Below are 18,542 nucleotides of genomic sequence, written 5' to 3' on the forward strand. Positions count from 1 at the left end.
TCAGGTATTTTGTAACGCGACGGTATTTAACTCCTGTATGGCAATTGCGATATCAGCGTCTTCTGTTTGCCAGTTGCTCAATGCTGCGCGAATAATATGTTGTCCCTGCCATTGACCGGGGCTAAAGAATACCTTCCCACGGCGATTTATCTGATGCAGTATCTCGCTGCAACTGACCGATGCCAGGTGCTTCTCATCAGGTCGAAATAACACCACGTTCAGAGCGCAGGGATGAACCAACTGCCAATGGTTGCTGGCGTCCAGGTAATCAGCGAGAATCGCTGCCTGACGACAGTTTTTCTCCACCCAAAAGCGGATGCCGGCCTGACCATAGGCCTTGATTGTCATCCAGACGGGTAATGCCCGAAATCGTCTGGAATTCTCTATGCCCAGCGACATAAAGTCAGGGGTGGTTGTTGATTGCACCAGATACGGGGCTGCCACATGACAACTTTCAACCAGCAAACGCTGATGGCGGGTAAAGAAAAAGCCGCAATCATAGGGAACGTTCAGCCACTTGTGCCCATCAAGGGTAATGGAGTCTGCCAGTTCCAGGCCGTCACTGAGGTGCTTTTTAGCCGGTATGAGGCGGGCAAAAATTCCAAACGCAGCGTCCACATGAAGCCAGGCTGCATGGGCCTGACAAAGTCCCGCTATGGTTTGTAAATCGTCGAAACTGGTGCCGGTTACTGTGGCTGCACTGCTGATCACAATTTTACTGCGCGCCTGACTGTTATTCAGTTGCCGCTCGAGGTCTTTCGGGTTCATGGCTTCCGAATCCGGCAGCGTTTTTATATAGCGAACATTATCCTGGCCGAATCCTGCCAGACCCAGGGTTTTTATCATACTGGCATGAGGGCAGGCACTGAAAATCTCGACATCAAGGTGCTTCATACCCTGTTTTGCGATGTCAATCTGCTGTTGCTCTCCGGCATATTGTCGGGCGGTGACAGCAGCCAGAAAGTTGGACGCTGTGGCACCTGTGGTGCACAGGCCGGTGAAACTATCAGGTAAATCAAACAGTGCCACTAGCCATTTAATGGCTTGCTGCTCCACCTGCGTGGCAATGGAGTCGCCACCTTTTGACACATTCTGATCCAACATTGCTACCAACCAGTCAGCATAGGTAGCAACCGGGGTTGCTCCACCGGTGACAAACCCCCAGTATCGCGGACCACGACTGCCGGACATCTGAGGGATCAATTCAGACTCAACCAGTTTTGCCGTGACTTCTGAACCCAATCCTTGTTCCGGGAGTGCCGTTTCTGGTAAATGCGGCGTCAGATTGGCCACGGGAAAGTGCTCAATATTTTGCAGAAATTGCAGCGACTGTTGCGCAAAGTGGCTGATAAGCTCCTGCCACTCAGTGTTATTGGGTGAGCAGAAAGTGTTGTTGGGTGTATTGTTGAGCATGGTGTTGATCATGGTTTTTTGCCTCCGGTTGACGAGTACAGAGACTTTAAATGATTCAAAAATAGAGTACAGATACAAAAAATAACAAATAAAAGTATACAGATTGTGTTGTTAACGATAGTTTTTGTCTAACGCTTAGTCTGTCTGTAAACGGGAATATGATTCAGTATAAAACGCTAGCTAATCAGCTGATGGCAGAAATAGACAGCGGCTCAATGGTTGCCGGGCAACGGTTATTGTCTGTGCGGGATTTTAGCCGTCAGCAACAAGTGAGTATGACAACGGCACTGAACTGCTACAACTTTCTGGTGGAACGGGGTTATGCAAGCACGCGTCCACGGGCAGGTTATTTTGCGCAAAAACCGGTTCTGAATCTCAGAACAATCCCACTACAGCAGTTTTCGCCTGAGCCTCAGGTTGCCACTCAGCCTCCTCTGATTCACAGCCAACATCCGTTGGCGACAGCGCAGATGGCCGAATCTCTGCTGCCCCTGCAACAACTGGGCAATGCGGCCCGATCGGTTTTTAAACGAGCTCATGCACAGGGATTACATTATGGCGACAGCAATGGTCACCCTTTTTTGCATCGGGCATTGGCCGCTCATTACGCCGAAGCCGGTTTTACCCTCAATGCCGGTAATATTGTCATCGGGCATGGTTGCTTAGACAGTGTCCGGCTGGCCCTTGAAGTTACCACACAACCTGAGGACGTAGTGGTGGTCGCGTCGCCGTGTTTTAATGGTCTGCTGGATATTTTGCGTAGTATGAACAGACGAATTCTGGAAATTCCCAGTACGCGTCAGGGCATAGATTTAGTGTATCTGGAAGATATTATTCGCTCGGGCAGTGCCACTGCACTGTTACTCACCGCCAACTTTCAGAATCCGCTGGGGCATCAGTTTAGCAATGCTCACAAAGCCGCAATTGCTGAACTGGCCAATCGCTATCAGTTTCCGGTTATTGAGGATGATGTTTACCAGGAATTGAGTTTTAACGGCGTGTTACCCCTACCAATTAAACATTGGGATACTGACGGCAATGTGTTGTGGTGCAGTTCCTTCTCCAAAACACTGTGCGCCAGTTATCGGCTTGGCTGGTGTGAGCCGGGGCGATTTTATCCCTTGTTTGCTGCCCGGCGGCGGGCAGAATCTATGGGGGTGAACATGCCACTACAAGCCATCCTGGCGGATTTTATTGCCAGTGGCAATTATCGCAAACACATCAGGAAATTGTTGCCTCAGCTGAGTCAGCAGGTACGTGATTACCGCCACTATTTGCTTACCAATACCCGGGACGATCTGGCTGTGTCTGAGCCTCAGGGGGGCATGGTGCTGTGGTGCCAGGTTCCCCGGTTGAACAGCGAGCAACTGGCCGCAGATTTAGATACTGAGCAGGTTGCCATCAGACCTGGCAATCTGTTTTCTTCTCGCCATTATTATCATGATTATTTTCGCATAAATTGCGGTTGGCCTCTTGATGACGAGCGAAAGCGCGAGCTGGATATATTGCTGCAAAAGATTGAAAGAAATCGCACTGGTGAGGTTGAAACAGCGTAACAGCAGTGTCAGGGATTGAAAATGTAGCCCGGTGAACGGAGCCGGGCCACTAAAATGACAATCAGCGTCAGCTTTAAGGAAACTCTACTTCCAGCAGCTTACCGGATTCACGGAAGGTCAGGGTTTTCAGGCTTTTGTTGCCATTGATGTTACCTTCGATGTTTACCGTATTGATTTGCTCAGACCAGATATCCTGCAGGGCACTGTGTTTCACAGAAATTTTGTTTACCGAGTCTGGTAATGGATAATCCTGATAAACCCACAGGAATTTACCGTCAATTTCGTAGCCAACCTGATTCAGGGTAACGGTTTTTTCGTCCAGCACCAGCTGAAAGCGTTCAACTACGTAGTCGGCAAATGTTTGCTGGGTTTTGGGATTGCTCAGAATATCCGCGCTACCATCTCCCATGACACTGACGGCGTGCTCAGCATCATGCAGGTAAAAGCGATGCATCACTTCCAGATTTCTGCTGTTTTCGTTGAATAAAACCGTTGTAATCGCGGATTTAATCTGATGAGCGAAAGAGGGCGCCGTAAAGGCGCCCAGCATTAATAAGACGATAAGAATGCGCATTGCTTAGTGCAACTCCTTATTGCTCGTCTTTGTTGTCTTCGTCATCGTCTGTCTTTAGCTCAGTTTTGATATCCTGCATGATATCGCGACGGGCGTTACCGGTGCGTGCCTTGGCTTTGTAGGCTTCGATACGCGATTCGATGATCTTACGCGGGAAATGGTTATTGGTGACATCCACATCGGCAGTTTCCCAACGCGGATCGACTTCAACACTTACCAGTTCTTTGTCTTTTGGTGTCACCAGCAGTTTCTCAACATGCTTAGGACTGCGACGCCAGATTTCAGCAGGGTAGTAATGGCGCTCTTTGCTGCCATCCGCAAAGGTGGCTTCAATGATGATAGGCATAACCAGGCCACCGATGTTGCTGAATTCCATAACATAGTAATTCTGATCTTCGCTGACGGCGCGCTCAAATGCAGTGCGCTCCCAGTCTTCCAGTCCATCCAGGAATTTCTTGTAGGCATTGCGTTCTTTGTTGGTAACGGTCCAGCGGTCGTTTTCATCATAGAAGTCACGTACATCCGGGTTGCGTTCTACCCAGGTTTTGCCTTCCTGCATGTTGCGCTCTACGGTTACCGGCATTGGCTTGTCTGACTCTTCCTGGCGATCGCGATCAAAATCGATATCCGGATCTTCGGTGTCGATGCGCAGTTTAGAGACTTTATCGATAGAGATATCTACGTGGTCTGTGCTGTAAAACCAGCCGCGCCAGAACCAGTCCAGATCAACCCCGCTGGCTTCTTCTAAAGTGCGGAAAAAATCGGAAGGGGTAGGACGCTTGAACTTCCAGCGCTGTGCGTATTCGCGCAAAGCGAAGTCAAACAATTCACGGCCCAAAATGGTTTCCCGCAGAATTTTATAGGCGGCAGCAGGTTTTGTGTAGGCGTTAGGACCAAACTTAAGGATGCTGTCTGATTGCGTCATGATCGGTACCTGCACCGAACTTTTCATATAGCCGGTAATATCTCTGGGTTCAACGCCCCAAGGAATATCCGGATCCCATTCCTGGCCGGCAACCCCGTCGAGGAAGCTGTTAATACCTTCATCCATCCAGGTCCACTGACGCTCGTCGCTGTTGACCACCATCGGGAAGTAAATGTGACCGATTTCGTGAATTACTACGCCAATCAAAAAGCGCTTTTCAGCGAGGGTATAGGTACGGGAACCATCATCCTGCAACGTCGTACGTGGACCATTGAAGGTGATCATGGGGTATTCCATGCCGCCTACAGGACCATTTACCGACTGTGCGGTAGGGTAAGGATAATCAAAAGAAAAGCGCGAGTAGACTTCCATGGTGTGTACTACCGATTCTGTGGAGTACTTCTTCCACAGATCGCCACCTTCTTTAGGATAGAATGACATGGCCATGACGAAAGGCTGCTCTTCGCCGCCCTGCTCATAACCTTTAGCGTCCCACATAAATTTACGCGAGGTAGCCCAGGCAAAATCTCTGACGTTTTCGGCTTTAAAGCGCCATGTTTTGCTGTCATCGGTGCCTGCTTTTTCGTTTTCAAGTGCTTCTTCGGCGGTAACTACAAATACCGGGCGCTCAGCGCTTTCAGCTTCCTTCAGACGCTCTCTTTGTTCTTTCGTCAATACGTCCTTCGGGTTTTGCAGTACACCGGTAGACGAGACTATGTGGTCGGCAGGCACGGTCATCTCGACTTCGTAATCACCAAATTCCAGGGTGAACTCGCCGCGACCCAGAAACTCTTTGTTGGTCCAGGCTTCGTAGTCGGTGTAGGCGGCTAAGCGCGGGAACCATTGGGCAAACAGGAAGATGTCGTTACCACCTTCGCGCTCATCATCCGGGAAGTGCTCGTAGCCAGAACGGGCTGATACGGCGTTTTCTTCCAGTACATTAAAGGCAAAGTTCAATGAAAACGCAGTGCTTTGGCCTGGCTTTAACGGCTGATTCAAATCCACCCGCATCAGTGTGCCAACAATGGTGTGCTTCAGCGGGTTGCCGTTGCCATCTTTAACATTGCTGATATCAAAACCCAGTGGCGTGTCAGCGAATGCCTGCTCCTGACGCAGGAAGTCCAGAGTCATTTTCGCTGGTGCTGAATCCGTAGCTGAGTTGGTTACCGGGCCACGGGTGCCCATGCCACCAAAAGTCTGTGTCATACGGGCCATGGAATCGTCTTTGAAACGGTTCTGATCCAGATAAACCCACAGATATTTCAGCGTATCAGGTGAATTGTTGGTATAGACAATGTCTTCGGTGGCCGTAACCCGACGCTTGTCCTCGTCCAGCGATGCGCTGATTTTATAATCGACTTTTTGCTGCCAATATTGATGGCCCGGCTCACCGGCGGCATTACGGTATACATTGGGTGTCGGTAACGATTCGTCCAGTTGTCTGAACTTGTCTTCAAAGTCACCTTTTGTTTGTTTGATGGCTGCGTGGGCAGCACTGAAACTTAGCATCATCGACGAAGCGATGACGAGCAGAGTGCGTCTGTTCATTAGATGTTCCTGGCGGGTTCTTGTCGTTAGTTTATTTATCGCTGTTAGGTTATAACATAAGTGGCTCGCCATTGTCATCGTACCTGCGCAGATAAGCGGGGCGGATAGCGCCAGAGAAACTTGCCAGTTACATTTCTCAGTATTTTTCAAATTAAGCATCGCTAATAACCAAATAGCCTTGTACAAAAGCGGGTTTTTTGCCAATCTCGCGGGTTCGATAATTTCTTTAATTTTCCGGATTCAAAGAGAGCGGTATGGCGGAGTTTCAGTGGCAAAGAGCCGTAATTAAAATAGGTAGTGCATTAATCGCACCTGATGGTCAGCGTTGTAGTGCTCAGTATCTGTTAGCAATCGCTAAATTTATCACTGAAAGTCGACTTCAGGGTAAAGAAGTTGTGCTGGTATCATCCGGTAGTGTCGCCGCCGGGCGCAGCCAGGTGCCGGTGACTCATCTGCCCACGATTGCGGAAAAGCAGGCTATGGCGGCCATTGGGCAGTCGCAGATGATGGCTAACTGGGCGCGCTTTTTTGATTTTCCCTGTGCTCAGATTTTGCTGACTTATGACGATCTGCGGGATCGCACCCGGTATGTTAATATCAAAAACACCCTTCGGGAATTGTTAAAACATCAGGCTCTGCCCATAGTGAACGAGAACGACAGTGTCGCTGTCAATGAGATTAAAGTGGGAGACAATGACAACCTGGCGGCCTATACCGCACTGGTGGCTCAGGCCGATACCCTGATAGTCTGTTCTGACATTGATGGTCTTTTTGACGCGGATCCACGTAAGAACCCACAAGCCAAACTGATCCCGGAAGTGCTGGCTATTACTCCGGAGATCCACGCGCTGGCTGGTGGCGCAGGCAGCAAAGTAGGCACCGGTGGCATGGTGACCAAATTGCAGGCGGCTGAGAAGTGTGCTCAAAGTGGTATTCAAACTCTGATTGTCAATGGTCGAAAAACAGAGGTTTTCGACGCATTGCTCAAAGGACAATGCCCAGGCACCTTGTTTCGGGCGGGCGCATCCCCGGAAGGCGCGCGGGCACAATGGCTGCGCCACACCTTATCGACAAAAGGTGATATTGAAGTGGATGCCGGTGCGGCGAATGCACTGTTGCATAAAGGGGCATCCCTGTTGCCGTCAGGCATTATCTCTGTGGCGGGCAAGTTTAGCTCAGGCGAAGCGGTGCAGGTAACACATAACGGAAAGCCCATCGCCAAAGGGTTGGCGCTTTACAGTGCAGACGATTTGAGGCTGATAGCCGGGCAAAAGAGTCAGCAAATTGAAGCCATTTTAGGCTATACACTGAATGAAGCGGCGATCCATCGCGATGATTTAATTCTTTCACGTAACAACTAATTCAGGTGAAACATGACATTTTCTGTATCTGAGGCTGCGAAAGCGGCAAAACTGGCAGCCAGAAGCACTGCCAAATTAACCGATAAACAAAAAGCCGCCGCGTTACATGCAATAGCTGCGCATATTCTTAGCAGTGAAGATGCGATAATAAAAGCTAACAAACTGGACCTGGAGCAAGGTGAAGCCAATGGCCTGAGTGCAGCGATGTTGGATCGCCTGGCGCTGGATTCGTCGCGTCTGCAAAACATCGCCAATGCGGTAAAAGATATTGCCGACCAACCGGACCCGGTGGGCAGTACCAGTGGCTCTCATAAATTACCGTCGGGCATTGAAGTCAGTAAAATGCGTATCCCACTGGGTGTCATTGCCATGGTGTATGAATCCCGTCCAAACGTGACCATTGATGCTGCTGCCTTGTGCTTTAAAGCCGGAAATGCGGTTATTTTGCGCGGTGGTAAAGAGGCGCTGAATTCTAATCTGGCACTGGCTACCTGTATCCATCAGGCCTTTGCTGAGCAGGGTATTGATGCCGCGGCGGTGACGGTGATACCGGATCCGGACAGAGCCATAATGAGTGAACTACTCACTTTGAGTGATGACATTGATTTAGTGATCCCTCGTGGTGGTGAAGGCTTGATACGCTTTGTTACCGACAATAGTCGTATTCCCGTGATTCAGCATTTTAAAGGGGTATGTCACCTTTATGTGGATGTTGCCGCTGATTTGCACAAAGCCATTAGCATTCTGGAAAATGGTAAGACCCAACGCACCGGTGTCTGCAATGCCCTGGAAACTTTGCTGGTGCACAAGGATATCGCCAGTGAGTTCATGCCACAGGTAGCGACTCTGTTTAAACAACACGGTGTCACAGTGCACGCCTGTCCAGCCTCGCTTGAATATTTTGCAGAGGCAACTGCCGCTACAGAGGAAGACTGGCACGCCGAATATCTTGCGCTGGAAATAGCGGTGAAGATTGTCGATGATTTTGACGGCGCGGTGGAGCATATCGCCAACTATGGCTCCGGCCATACCGAAGTTATCGTGACTCAGGATATCAGTACTGCAAAGCGCTTTACCCGAGAAATTAATTCATCGGTGGTGATGGTAAATGCTTCTTCGCGTTTTTCTGACGGAGGAGAACTGGGGCTTGGCGCAGAAATAGGCATATCCACCAGTAAACTTCACGCTTACGGACCTATGGGGGCTGAATCCCTGACCACAGAAAAGTTTGTGGTTATGGGAGACGGGGAAATTCGCTCCTGACCGTTTTTTGCCTGTGACACTGTAGATTCAAATAATACAGTTCTGTTTTGCAAGGAAACTGCAAATGTCTAATGGATTATTGTTTTGTTTGTGTGCCCTGATTTGGGGCACCACCTGGTACGCTATTACCTTCCAGCATTCTGAAATGGCGCTGATCTATTCGGTGGGGATACGCTTTTTTCTGGCCGCCTTAATGCTGGGGCTTTGGTGTTTGTGGCACCGGTTGTCTTTGCGCTTTGGCTGGCAGGCTCACTTAAAAATGTTGGCGGTGGGGTTTAGTTTATACACCCTGGACTATGTGTTTTTGTATCTGGCACAACAGTATATTGTTAGTGCTTTGTTGGCAGTTTTGAGCGCCAGCGTGGTGTATTTTACCGTGTTTTTACGCCGTGTTATGTTGGGCAAGGCAATACGCAGCGAAGTTCTGTTCGGAGCTGGCATCAGTGTTATTGGCTTGTATTTGTTGTTTGCGCCGCAACTCAGTGGCGTCAATACTGGCACGGCATTGCAGACCGGATTGATTTTGGCGGCCATATCCTTTTTCTTTGCGGCGGTCGGTAATGTGATTTCTGAAAATGCCTTGTCGGAAGATGTGCCCGTGGTGCAGTTTAATTTTGGTGCCATGAGCTACAGTCTGATATTTACCTTCGGTTACGGTTTTTTCAGCAACGCGCCATTTGTACTGCCAACTTCAGCGGATTACTGGGGTTCGCTGCTGTATCTGGCTTTGTTTGGTTCCGTACTGGCGTTTGGTGCTTACATGAAACTGGTGAAGCATCTTGGCGCGGATAAATCGTCAAATGTGATATTAGTTTATCCGGTGGTTGCACTGCTGGTGTCTACCTTATTTGAAGGTTATCAATGGACCCTTTTGGGGTTAGTCGGTGTGCTGGCTATTATGCTGGGCAATGCCATAGCCATGGATAAAATTACCTTGAATGGCCTTGCCCGTTCATGGCGCTTTGTAAAATTATCGTTAGTCAGAAAATAAGTATTGGCCCGGGAGAAAGTTGCTCTCCCGGACATGGTTTAGCCCTTGCAAATCTGACGTGCGATATCGTCCAGACACACCATGATTTCACGGCTGGCGTCTTCCATCTTATTCAGGTGGGCAGAAGCACCTTGCCTGTCATCCTTTTTAATATATTCCAGCGCTTTAACGCCATTGTCATGCAGATCGCGATGCGGCCGTTCAAGGCGTTGGAATGCCTGAAGCTTACCGTATTTGTCTCTGCCGGTACCACTCATCCAACGTCCCAGACGACAGGATGCCTGGTCTGCCACCGCTGATGCGGACTTGTCGCTGGTACCAAATGCCATGGCATAGATGTCGCCCTTCCAGACAATGTGGTCCAGCTTAACGGTCTGAATAAAAGAGCGAATGGCAGAATCCTGAATAGCGCTCTTCATTTGATTGGTTTGTTCAACAATGGAGCCGTAGAACTCGTTAAGTTTTTCAACGCCGTCCGACAGTGTCTGATTATTGCTCTGAATATCATCGACTGTTTTGACGGTTTCGCTGGTGGAGCTGATGATTTGCCGAACCAGCTCTGCCACTTCATTTGCCGACTCATTGGTATTGTTGGCCAAAGAGCGAACTTCATCGGCGACCACACTGAAGCCCCGACCGGCATCACCGGCTCTGGCGGCTTCGATGGCGGCGTTAAGGGCCAGTAAATTGGTTTGGTCTGAAATTGAAGATATGGTGGTGACAAAGGAATTAATATTGTCTGCCATTTCCGACAGCCCGGTGATATTAGTGGTCATATTCGACATTTTGTCGGTGAGCCCGGTCATGCCGGATACAATATTGTTCAGCGCACCGCTGGAGACGTCAAACAGTTGGTTGATTTCTTCTACTGCGTGACTTTCAGATTCAATCTTTTCGAAGGATGCCAGCACTGTTTCCCGAATACCTTCCACCTGAGCAATACATTCAATGGCAGAGCGCAAAATGGCCTCGTTGTGGTTTTCCTGCGTCTGAATGGCACCTGATGCCAGGTCTGATTTAAGTTCTTCCAGTTCCTGACGCAATCTTTCGTTATCGTCTAATGTGGATTGCAATTCTTTATGCAGCTGCGCTTTTTCCAAAGCCAGTTGATCATAATTGGATTTCAGTACCAGCATGTATAGTCTCGTGTGATCTAAAAGTCTTAAAGATAGTTCAAATTAGCACTAATTGTGAAAGTCTGTCGATGATAAATTCCTTTCACCATCGACCTGCTCATCACTATGACAAATTTTTTATTTTTTGATCCAGTTCCCAACGCGGATCCGTGACAATTTTTTCCAGGATTTCGATGCGCTCCCGCAACTCCTGATATTCCTTGTTTTTGCGTTTTTCACGTTTCGACTGCAGGCCCAGGTCTGATTTAAAAGGCGAGCTAACCTCCATATTCATCCAGCCCATCACCTGAGTATTAAACTTGTGATCCAACCAATAGCCCAATCCACACACTGTGCTGATACCCGCAAATAGTAAAACAAAAATAACTAGTTCCATGACTAACTCCTGATGTTGAGGTTCAGCTATGCAGTGTTGCCACGCGGGAAAATATTACAAAAATATTTTTTCAGATATTTGTAATAAAGTTGGAAACCTGGATACTGATCAGGAAAGTAATAACCCCTGTTAAGAGTGACAAGTTGCCGTTGAACATCGAACAAATCCTGAAGGACTATGGCGCGCTGTTTAGCCGTCTGGCGGGCAGTTATGAAAGTAACTTAGCCTTGCGCCAGGAGTTAACTCAGGAGATTGCGCTGCATGTCTGGCAGTCACTGAAGCAGTTCAGGGGAGACAGTCAACTGAAAACGTACGTTTTAAAGATCGCGCATAACCGATGCGTACAGCATGTGGTTTCAGAGAGTAAAAAACCCAGAACTGAAGATATAAGTGATGATTACTGCCTGCATGCTTCAGCACCATTGCAGGCCGAGCAGGAACTGATGTTGCAGGGCCTGTTGGCCGAAGTGCGTAAGTTACCACTGAAACAGAGGCAATTGATCACTCTCCATCTGGAAGGTATGCAATATACCGAAATTGCAGAAATATGTGGTATGACGGTTTCTCATGTCGGTGTTTCTATCAATCGTATCCGAAAACACTTAGCCGAGGTGTTGCAATATGAATAAGCAAAACGATCCCTTGTCGCAGCTTTGGCAAAGCCAGCCTGTGCAAACCGTGAATCCTGAAGAACTGCAATTGCAGTGGAAAAAGAACCGTCGTAAGCAATGGTTATGGGTATTGTCAGACATCCTTGGGCTGATAGTTGGGGTTGCCGTTTGTGGTTATCTTTTATTTCACGAAGAAAATTTGTTGCGCCAGATTTGGTCTTTCACCTTTATCATTCTGCTGCTGGCAATGACTCCCTATTTGGTTAAATTGCGGCTGGGTAGTTTAGGGTCCAATATCCCGACCAATGAATATCTGTCGCGGCTTATTCAGCAAAAACTGAATAATATCCGCATTGCCAGAATGACCAACTGGATTATGGTGAGTATTACCCTTTTTTTTGCTGTCTGGTCGATGGCCTTTTACCTGTATTATCAACCCAATCCCGATGTGTACCTCATTAAAGTGCTGAAACGTACCGGCTTTATCCTGCTCGTGTCGGGCATCATGGCCTTGTGGGCAAGGCGTGAAATCAGGAAAAATAGTGAAGAGTTGATCCGTTTTCAGAAAATGCAATAGAGTAGAGTCAGACTAACGCAACGAGCAATGGGGTTTAACGATGAGTAACAGCAACCGGAATGAGCCGGCAATGTCGGTTGGCGGCAGCGTCGTTGAAACCCACCAGGTGTTTAATCAACCCCAACCTTTAGAGAACTTCAACGCGTTCAGCTCTGACAAAATCTTACAGCATTGGCTGAGTGTTTTTGCCGGCACCGTCGATACCAGTATCCTGACCGGTTATGGCCATCAGGTGGGCCATGAACTTTTGTCTGCAGGGTTTGAAGCCAATACCCATAAACCCGAATTTGTTTCCCACGACAGGTTTGGGCGGCGCATTGATCTGGTTAAATTTCACCCTGCTTATCACCAGTTAATGGATAGGGCAATTCAGGCGGGCATTCACGCCATACCGTGGGCGGGCAATCCATCCTGCGGACACGCGCTAAGAGCCGCCATGGAATATATGCATAATCAGGCGGATTCGGGGTCCGGGTGCCCGCTTACCATGACTTTTGCCTGCGTGCCGACCATTTCACACAGCCCGGATGTAGCCGCACAATGGTTGCCGAAAATAACGGCCCGCCAATACGACGAGAGAAATATCCCTTATTTTGAGAAAAACGGTTTAACCATTGGTATGGCAATGACCGAGAAGCAGGGCGGCTCTGATGTGCGTGCTAACACCACATGGGCCAGGCCCGTAGCTGAACCTGGCAATGGTGCCGCGTACCGGATCACTGGTCACAAGTGGTTTTGTTCGGCCCCTATGTGTGATGGCTTTCTGGTGTTGGCTCAGACCGGGAGCGGATTATCCTGTTTTCTGCTGCCCAGGTGGTGTCCTGATGGCAGTAAAAATACACTGTTTATACAACGCTTAAAAAACAAGTTGGGGAATTGTTCAAACGCGTCTTCAGAGGTGGAATTTCGCGAAGCTTTTGCCTGGTTGATTGGCGAGGAAGGACGAGGGGTACCTACTATTATTGAAATGGTTTCCCTGACCCGATTTGATTGTATGGTGGGCTCGTCAGCTCTGATGCGTGCAGCCACTGCACAAGCCCTGCATCACACGTCTGGGCGCAGCGTTTTTGGTAAAGGTTTACACCAGCAACCGCTGATGTGTAACGTGTTGGCAGATTTGGCAATCGAAGCTGAAGCGGCGCTGGCTTTATCAATGCGGGTAGCCTACGCACTGGACAATATTGATGACGAACAGCAAAAGTTATTTGCGCGGGTGGCAACGGCAATTGGTAAGTACTGGATTTGTAAGCGCGTGCCCAATCATGCCTATGAAGCAATGGAATGTATCGGAGAGGTGGGGTATGTGGAAGATAACCTGCTGCCGCGTATCTATCGCGAAGCGCCGGTGAATGCGATTTGGGAAGGTTCGGGCAACGTACAATGCCTTGATGTATTAAGGGCTTTTCAAAAAGAGCCACAAAGCTTACAGGTGATTTTATCTGAGATCAGCGAAGCCGCAGCATTAGACACCCGAATGGCGAATTTTGTCAGCGAGCTTCATAAGGAGCTGAACAATCTTGATTCGGCAGAACTTAAAGCCCGGCGTATCGTGGAAAAGCTGGCATTGGCACTGCAAGCCAGCCTGTTGTTGCAGTCTGGCGATAGCGATGTTGCTGAGGCGTTTGTTTCCTCGCGCATCGCCGCTGACAGCGGTTTAAATTATGGCACCCTCAACTGCGCTGAAGCGCTTTATCAGCGCATAATGCAAAGGGCGCGACCGGATCTCAATGGCGCCTAATGCTTGGGAATTTTAAGGTTTCGTAACTTAAGCCTGATTTGCAGTGATCGCGTAGTCAGGAAAATCTCTCGCAAGGAAAACATCAGTGCCATTATCAGTACCATAAGTGCACCAATAAATATGGCTGAAATCAGTACCGACAACTGAATAGTGTAAATATGACTGATAAACAACACAGTAATGACCACACAAAGCAGCAGTGCTGTGAGTGTGTATAAGCTGTAAGCTTTGTTTATCAGGGAAATACGTTTCCACAGGTAACGCAATTCTTCGGTTTGTACCTTTTTGCTTTGGATGTCCTGTACATCAGGAATGCTATTTTCCAGTTCTCTGGAGCGGTCCATGATGCGCATCAGACGATTTGAGGCGACACCCAGTAGTGCCGCGATGCCGGTGATAAGGAAAACCGGGGCTACAGCTGCCTGTATCACCTGACCAATGTGAATGATTTCAAGTACGTCACCTGACATGCAATTACCTCAATGATAAAAACGCGCAAATTTAAACGGGAGGCATAAATCTAAGATTCAGCCCCCAACTGAATGGCGCGCTTTTGTCTGTTTTCAAGATCTACGTCAGCGGAATCATGCCATTGTTTGATTTCTGCGGAAACCAGCGATACCAGTAAATTTATGTGACTTTCATCACTATTCAGACATTCGATGTATTCATAGCGTTCTCCGCCGGCTTCCAGAAAGTAGTCGCGATTTTCAACGCCTATTTCTTCGATAGTCTCCAGGCAGTCAGCAGAAAATCCGGGACACACCACCTGCACTGATTTTACTCCTTGCCCGGCTAATTCCTGCAGGGTGTGATCGGTATAGGGTTTCAACCATTCTTCCCGGCCAAAACGCGACTGAAATGTGGTGAGATACTGGTCTGGTTGCAATCCTAAATAATCGGCAATCAGTCGCGACGTTGTATAACACTCGCAATGGTAAGGATCACCATTGAGCAAATAGCGTTTTGGGATACCGTGGTAGGAAAAAATGAGTTTATCTGCGCTCCCCTGCTTTTCCCGGTGGGCTTTGATCTTTTCGGCTACAGCCGCGATGTAGTCGCGATTGTCGTGGTAATGGCTGATAAATTTAAAATCCGGCAACCAGCGTCGCTGCATAAAATCCTGGGCGAGTGCATCAAACGTGCTACCGGTGGTGGAAGCACAATACTGGGGGTAGAGCGGCAAAATCACCAGTTTGCGTACGCCCTGTTGCATCATAGAGTCCAGGACATCGGCTATTGCAGGCTTGCCATAGCGCATGGCAAAGTCCACCACCACGTCATCGCCATACTGGGCTTTTAGCTGCTGCTGTAGGGCTGCAGCCTGATTTTGAGTATGCACCATGAGTGGGGAGCCTTGTTCGGTCCATACCGTCTTATAAGCCCTGGCACTTCGGGTCGGACGAAAATTCAGGATCACCAGATTCAGAATACACCACCAAATCAGGCGAGGCACTTCCACTACTCTGGGATCAGACAAAAACTCCTTCAGATAGGGTTTTAGTGCCTGTCTGGTGGGCGCTTCCGGAGTCCCCAGATTAGTGATCAGGACGCCTGTTTTATCGCCCTGAGCGTGGTTAAAGTGAGTACTGTTTTTATACTTCATACCTGTTTCATATCAGTTTTGTTACAGAGGTTACGCAGAGAACAGACGATTGGTTTTATGTTGATGAAAAAAGACGAAGGTAAAACCTTCGTCTTCCATCGTGTTATGGGTTGTAGTAGGTTGCTGCTCCTGGCCCCACTGGCATACCCAGTAAGAATACCCACACATAGAACAGGATTGTCCAGCCAACAATATAGACCATCGAATAAGGCAGCATGGTGGCTATCAGCGTGCCCATCCCCAAATCTTTCTTATAGCGGGCAGCAACCGCCAAAATCAAACCAAAGTAGCTCATCATTGGGGTAATGATGTTAGTGGACGAATCACCAATTCGATACGCTGCCTGAATTACCTCAGGAGAATATCCAATCAGCATTAACATAGGCACAAAAATTGGCGCCGTTACGGCCCACTGCGCTGACGCGCTGCCTAAAGACAGATTCACCATGGCACACATCAGGATGAACAGGACAAATACCGAAGGACCGTCCAGTCCCACTGCCTGCAGGAATGCCGCACCTTTGACTGCCAATACTGTGCCCAGATTGGTCCATTTAAAGAAGGCCACAAATTGCGCTGCAAAGAACACCAGGGTGATGTATAAGCCCAATGAACTCATACTTTTAGCCATGGCGTTGATCACATCCCGGTCGTTTTTCATGGTGCCTGCGACGCGTCCATATACAAAGCCTGGGATGGCAAAAGAAATAAAGATAAATGCCACAATACCTTTCAGGAAAGGAGAGCCCGCTACTTCCCCGGTTTCAGGGTGACGCAACACGCCGTTTTCCGGCACTATGGTTAAGGCCAGCACTACGCAAACGGCAACAAACGCCAGTCCTGCCATTTTCAGGGCTTTCTTTTCCTGAGCTGTCGGTTGCTCAATTTTAGGTTGTTCCAGTTCAATGGCTGCTTCGCTGGGGTCGTATTTGCCCAGTCGAGGCTCAACAATTTTTTCTGTGACGAAAGCCCCCATAAAGGCCACCACAAACGTACTGATAAACATAAAGTACCAGTTTACCTCCGGCCCAACGGTATAGCCCGGATCAATCATATGGGCGGCTGCTTCTGTTATTCCTGATAACAGAGGATCAACGGTGCCCAGCAGTAAATTGGCACTATAGCCACCTGATACCCCGGCAAAAGCCGCCGCGAGTCCGGCTAACGGGTGCCTGCCCAGGGAGTGGAATATCATGGCTGCCAGCGGGATTAAAACCACGTACCCCAGTTCGGATGCGGTATTGGAAATTATTCCGGCAAACACGATTACCACGGTAACCATTCTGGGGGAGGCGTTAACCACCATAGAGCGCATCGCGGTTTGCAGTAAGCCACTGTGTTCCGCCACGGACACGCCCAGTAAGGCCACCAACACCGTGCCCAATGGAGCAAAACCCGTGAAATTGGTAACAAGCCCGGTGACGATGCGCTGCAAACCCTCGGCATTCATCAGGGAAATCACTTCAATTACGCCATCGGCTTCACGACCTTTTGCACCTTCAGGTCGCGGGTCTAAAACACTGACATCGAAGTAGCCTAAAACGCCGCTCAGCAGCACAATGAATAAGGCAAACATGGCGAACAGGGTCACAGGGTGGGGAAGCAGGTTCCCGAGCCACTCGACGGTGGCTAAAAATCTGGCAAACGCGCCAGATTGAGTCTCATTTCCGGATTGTGATAACGATGAGTTATTTTCCGGTTGAGTGGTGTCGTTAGATGTACTCAAATCTTATCCTCGTAGCTTATTGTCGGGATTATTTTGACCGACAAAGTTACTCTTATATTTTTTAAGGCACGAGGTTAAGCATTTTTAGGCATCACGTCCAGTTTAGAGCGTGAATTCGGGGCGTCAAAAATACGCCAAATGGCCAGTTTTTGGCGGTATTTAGTGAGACTATTAGCCAGCTAAATGGCATAGTTTGCATCTGAATGGTGGTCAGTCAAATCTGGCAAAGTATTGCCCTGCAACAGAATTTTATTGCCGGTTTGTGGTAGCTGATAAGGTCGCTGTTAGTTGCGGGCTTTCATTTTGATCGCCAAATTAAAATATTTTTAGGGCGGTGAATGAAATTTGTCGTCTTCACAGGTTTTCCAGTATTTCTGGCGTAAATTATGCTTTAAAAACCCAGATAACCGTTAATGCACAAAAATTTGTCGGCCCTTGCCGATATTTGAGATTTTGCCAATCTGGCCGATAGTCAAATTATCGGTAAAGAGAAATTAACCATGAAACAGATTTTATTATTAATGCTTTGCTGCTTTTCAGTCCTGACCCAGGCGCAGTCGCACTCGCAGATTAAAGCCGTACAGTTGTATAGTCAGGATGAATTGCTCAATCTGATCAATCGCAATGAACACTTATCGCGGGTAGTGTTGGATGATTGCCAGTTGGTGCAGGATATCGAGGCTCGCGCGGAGACCTTACGGGTTCCGGCGTATCAGTTTCTTTGGGGAGATATGTTGGCCTGGGGAGTTTGTGTTGAAGCCGATCCCGAGCGCGGGGTGCCACTGATGGAAGCCGCCGCCATGCAAGGTCTGGCTCCGGCTATGGAGCAGTTGGGGCGCTATTACGCGGCCGGAAAACTGGTACAACAGGATATCCCGCGAGGAATCGTATATTTGCGGGAAGCGGGTTCTCTGGGTAATTTAAAGGCGCAAATCCAACTGGCGGAACTGTTTATCGAAGGCCACGGTAGCCCTTATGATTACGAAGATACGTATCACTGGCTCTACAACGCCATTACCAATGATGCCAAATTACATCAAAAAATTGCCGATTGCATGGCTTCTCTGGAAGAGCTGATGCACCCCAAAAGCGTGCGTCGGGCGCGCCGTCCTCTGGAGTCCTGAAACTTCACTAAGCCTGC

The 18,542-nt window shown here is 48.7% G+C and carries 16 protein-coding genes; 8 read left to right on the top strand and 8 right to left on the bottom strand.

Annotated features, from left to right (window positions below; all coding sequences use genetic code 11):
* On the bottom strand, positions 1-1,425 hold the full coding sequence (locus AC0J20_RS15950; RefSeq protein ID WP_473022465.1) for a pyridoxal phosphate-dependent decarboxylase family protein: 1,425 nt from the start codon (positions 1,423-1,425) through the stop codon (positions 1-3).
* A 179-nt stretch (positions 1,426-1,604) separates the two neighbouring features.
* Between AC0J20_RS15950 and AC0J20_RS15955 the strand changes: the two genes are divergently transcribed.
* Positions 1,605-2,969, top strand: a complete 1,365-nt coding sequence (locus tag AC0J20_RS15955) for an aminotransferase-like domain-containing protein (RefSeq protein WP_473022466.1) — start codon at positions 1,605-1,607, stop codon at positions 2,967-2,969.
* Positions 2,970-3,042: 73 nt separating this feature from the next.
* On the opposite strand, the gene AC0J20_RS15960 is transcribed toward AC0J20_RS15955, so the two are convergent.
* The gene (locus AC0J20_RS15960) at positions 3,043-3,543 is read right to left on the bottom strand and encodes a DUF6702 family protein (RefSeq protein WP_229531383.1); all 501 of its coding nucleotides are present in this window, start codon (positions 3,541-3,543) and stop codon (positions 3,043-3,045) included.
* A gap of 16 nt (positions 3,544-3,559) precedes the next feature.
* Positions 3,560-5,980, bottom strand: coding sequence for a M1 family metallopeptidase (locus AC0J20_RS15965; protein WP_473022482.1), 2,421 nt, complete (start codon positions 5,978-5,980; stop codon positions 3,560-3,562).
* Between the two features lie 290 nt (positions 5,981-6,270).
* Between AC0J20_RS15965 and proB the strand changes: the two genes are divergently transcribed.
* The 3 genes from proB to AC0J20_RS15980 all read left to right on the top strand — a co-directional run bounded on the left by proB (position 6,271) and on the right by AC0J20_RS15980 (position 9,631).
* Entirely contained in the window at positions 6,271-7,377 is a 1,107-nt protein-coding gene (proB, locus tag AC0J20_RS15970) for a glutamate 5-kinase (protein ID WP_229531385.1), read from the top strand.
* A 12-nt stretch (positions 7,378-7,389) separates the two neighbouring features.
* Positions 7,390-8,640 (top strand): glutamate-5-semialdehyde dehydrogenase, encoded by a 1,251-nt coding sequence (locus AC0J20_RS15975; RefSeq protein WP_473022467.1) that lies wholly within the window; start codon positions 7,390-7,392, stop codon positions 8,638-8,640.
* Positions 8,641-8,704: 64 nt separating this feature from the next.
* Complete coding sequence (locus tag AC0J20_RS15980; protein ID WP_473022468.1) at positions 8,705-9,631, top strand: DMT family transporter; 927 nt, start codon at positions 8,705-8,707, stop codon at positions 9,629-9,631.
* A gap of 38 nt (positions 9,632-9,669) precedes the next feature.
* Here the strand turns inward: AC0J20_RS15980 and AC0J20_RS15985 are convergent, their stop codons facing one another.
* Both AC0J20_RS15985 and AC0J20_RS15990 read right to left on the bottom strand, forming a co-directional pair.
* Positions 9,670-10,767 (bottom strand): methyl-accepting chemotaxis protein, encoded by a 1,098-nt coding sequence (locus tag AC0J20_RS15985; RefSeq protein ID WP_473022469.1) that lies wholly within the window; start codon positions 10,765-10,767, stop codon positions 9,670-9,672.
* Between the two features lie 103 nt (positions 10,768-10,870).
* Positions 10,871-11,143, bottom strand: a complete 273-nt coding sequence (locus AC0J20_RS15990; RefSeq protein WP_473022470.1) for a hypothetical protein — start codon at positions 11,141-11,143, stop codon at positions 10,871-10,873.
* 149 nt (positions 11,144-11,292) lie between these two features.
* Here AC0J20_RS15990 and AC0J20_RS15995 point away from each other — a divergent pair, with 149 nt between their 5' ends.
* From AC0J20_RS15995 to AC0J20_RS16005, 3 genes are read left to right on the top strand one after another with little or no spacing between them, the layout of a single operon-like run.
* On the top strand, positions 11,293-11,772 hold the full coding sequence (locus AC0J20_RS15995) for an RNA polymerase sigma factor (RefSeq protein WP_473022471.1): 480 nt from the start codon (positions 11,293-11,295) through the stop codon (positions 11,770-11,772).
* The gene (locus AC0J20_RS16000; RefSeq protein WP_229531391.1) at positions 11,765-12,331 is read left to right on the top strand and encodes a hypothetical protein; all 567 of its coding nucleotides are present in this window, start codon (positions 11,765-11,767) and stop codon (positions 12,329-12,331) included. Before AC0J20_RS15995 ends, AC0J20_RS16000 begins: the two co-directional genes overlap by 8 nt.
* A 40-nt stretch (positions 12,332-12,371) precedes the next feature.
* Positions 12,372-14,069, top strand: coding sequence for an acyl-CoA dehydrogenase family protein (locus AC0J20_RS16005; protein ID WP_473022472.1), 1,698 nt, complete (start codon positions 12,372-12,374; stop codon positions 14,067-14,069).
* Here the strand turns inward: AC0J20_RS16005 and AC0J20_RS16010 are convergent.
* The 3 genes from AC0J20_RS16010 to AC0J20_RS16020 form a co-directional block, all read right to left on the bottom strand.
* Positions 14,066-14,539: a DUF2721 domain-containing protein gene (locus AC0J20_RS16010; protein WP_229531393.1), complete on the bottom strand. Its 474-nt coding sequence runs from the start codon at positions 14,537-14,539 to the stop codon at positions 14,066-14,068. The genes AC0J20_RS16005 and AC0J20_RS16010 overlap by 4 nt on opposite strands.
* 50 nt (positions 14,540-14,589) lie before the next feature.
* Positions 14,590-15,675 carry a ferrochelatase gene (hemH, locus tag AC0J20_RS16015; RefSeq protein ID WP_473022473.1) on the bottom strand — a complete coding sequence of 362 codons (1,086 nt, stop codon included), beginning with the start codon at positions 15,673-15,675 and terminating at the stop codon, positions 14,590-14,592.
* A 103-nt stretch (positions 15,676-15,778) separates the two neighbouring features.
* The gene (locus tag AC0J20_RS16020; RefSeq protein WP_229531395.1) at positions 15,779-17,401 is read right to left on the bottom strand and encodes an AbgT family transporter; all 1,623 of its coding nucleotides are present in this window, start codon (positions 17,399-17,401) and stop codon (positions 15,779-15,781) included.
* A gap of 521 nt (positions 17,402-17,922) precedes the next feature.
* Between AC0J20_RS16020 and AC0J20_RS16025 the strand changes: the two genes are divergently transcribed.
* The gene (locus AC0J20_RS16025) at positions 17,923-18,525 is read left to right on the top strand and encodes a tetratricopeptide repeat protein (protein WP_473022483.1); all 603 of its coding nucleotides are present in this window, start codon (positions 17,923-17,925) and stop codon (positions 18,523-18,525) included.
* Positions 18,526-18,542: the final 17 nt, after the last annotated feature.

The organism is Planctobacterium sp. R6 (assembly GCF_055755215.1).

Excerpts from the sequence above, each read along its gene's own strand:
- AC0J20_RS15950 (WP_473022465.1), bottom strand. The coding sequence starts at position 1,425 with ATGATCAACACCATGCTCAACAATACACCCAACAACACTTTCTGCTCA.
- AC0J20_RS15955 (WP_473022466.1), top strand. The coding sequence starts at position 1,605 with ATGGCAGAAATAGACAGCGGCTCAATGGTTGCCGGGCAACGGTTATTG.
- AC0J20_RS15960 (WP_229531383.1), bottom strand. The coding sequence starts at position 3,543 with ATGCGCATTCTTATCGTCTTATTAATGCTGGGCGCCTTTACGGCGCCC.
- AC0J20_RS15965 (WP_473022482.1), bottom strand. The coding sequence starts at position 5,980 with ATGATGCTAAGTTTCAGTGCTGCCCACGCAGCCATCAAACAAACAAAA.
- proB (WP_229531385.1), top strand. The coding sequence starts at position 6,271 with ATGGCGGAGTTTCAGTGGCAAAGAGCCGTAATTAAAATAGGTAGTGCA.
- AC0J20_RS15975 (WP_473022467.1), top strand. The coding sequence starts at position 7,390 with ATGACATTTTCTGTATCTGAGGCTGCGAAAGCGGCAAAACTGGCAGCC.
- AC0J20_RS15980 (WP_473022468.1), top strand. The coding sequence starts at position 8,705 with ATGTCTAATGGATTATTGTTTTGTTTGTGTGCCCTGATTTGGGGCACC.
- AC0J20_RS15985 (WP_473022469.1), bottom strand. The coding sequence starts at position 10,767 with ATGCTGGTACTGAAATCCAATTATGATCAACTGGCTTTGGAAAAAGCG.
- AC0J20_RS15990 (WP_473022470.1), bottom strand. The coding sequence starts at position 11,143 with ATGGAACTAGTTATTTTTGTTTTACTATTTGCGGGTATCAGCACAGTG.
- AC0J20_RS16000 (WP_229531391.1), top strand. The coding sequence starts at position 11,765 with ATGAATAAGCAAAACGATCCCTTGTCGCAGCTTTGGCAAAGCCAGCCT.
- AC0J20_RS16005 (WP_473022472.1), top strand. The coding sequence starts at position 12,372 with ATGAGTAACAGCAACCGGAATGAGCCGGCAATGTCGGTTGGCGGCAGC.
- AC0J20_RS16010 (WP_229531393.1), bottom strand. The coding sequence starts at position 14,539 with ATGTCAGGTGACGTACTTGAAATCATTCACATTGGTCAGGTGATACAG.
- hemH (WP_473022473.1), bottom strand. The coding sequence starts at position 15,675 with ATGAAGTATAAAAACAGTACTCACTTTAACCACGCTCAGGGCGATAAA.
- AC0J20_RS16025 (WP_473022483.1), top strand. The coding sequence starts at position 17,923 with ATGCTTTGCTGCTTTTCAGTCCTGACCCAGGCGCAGTCGCACTCGCAG.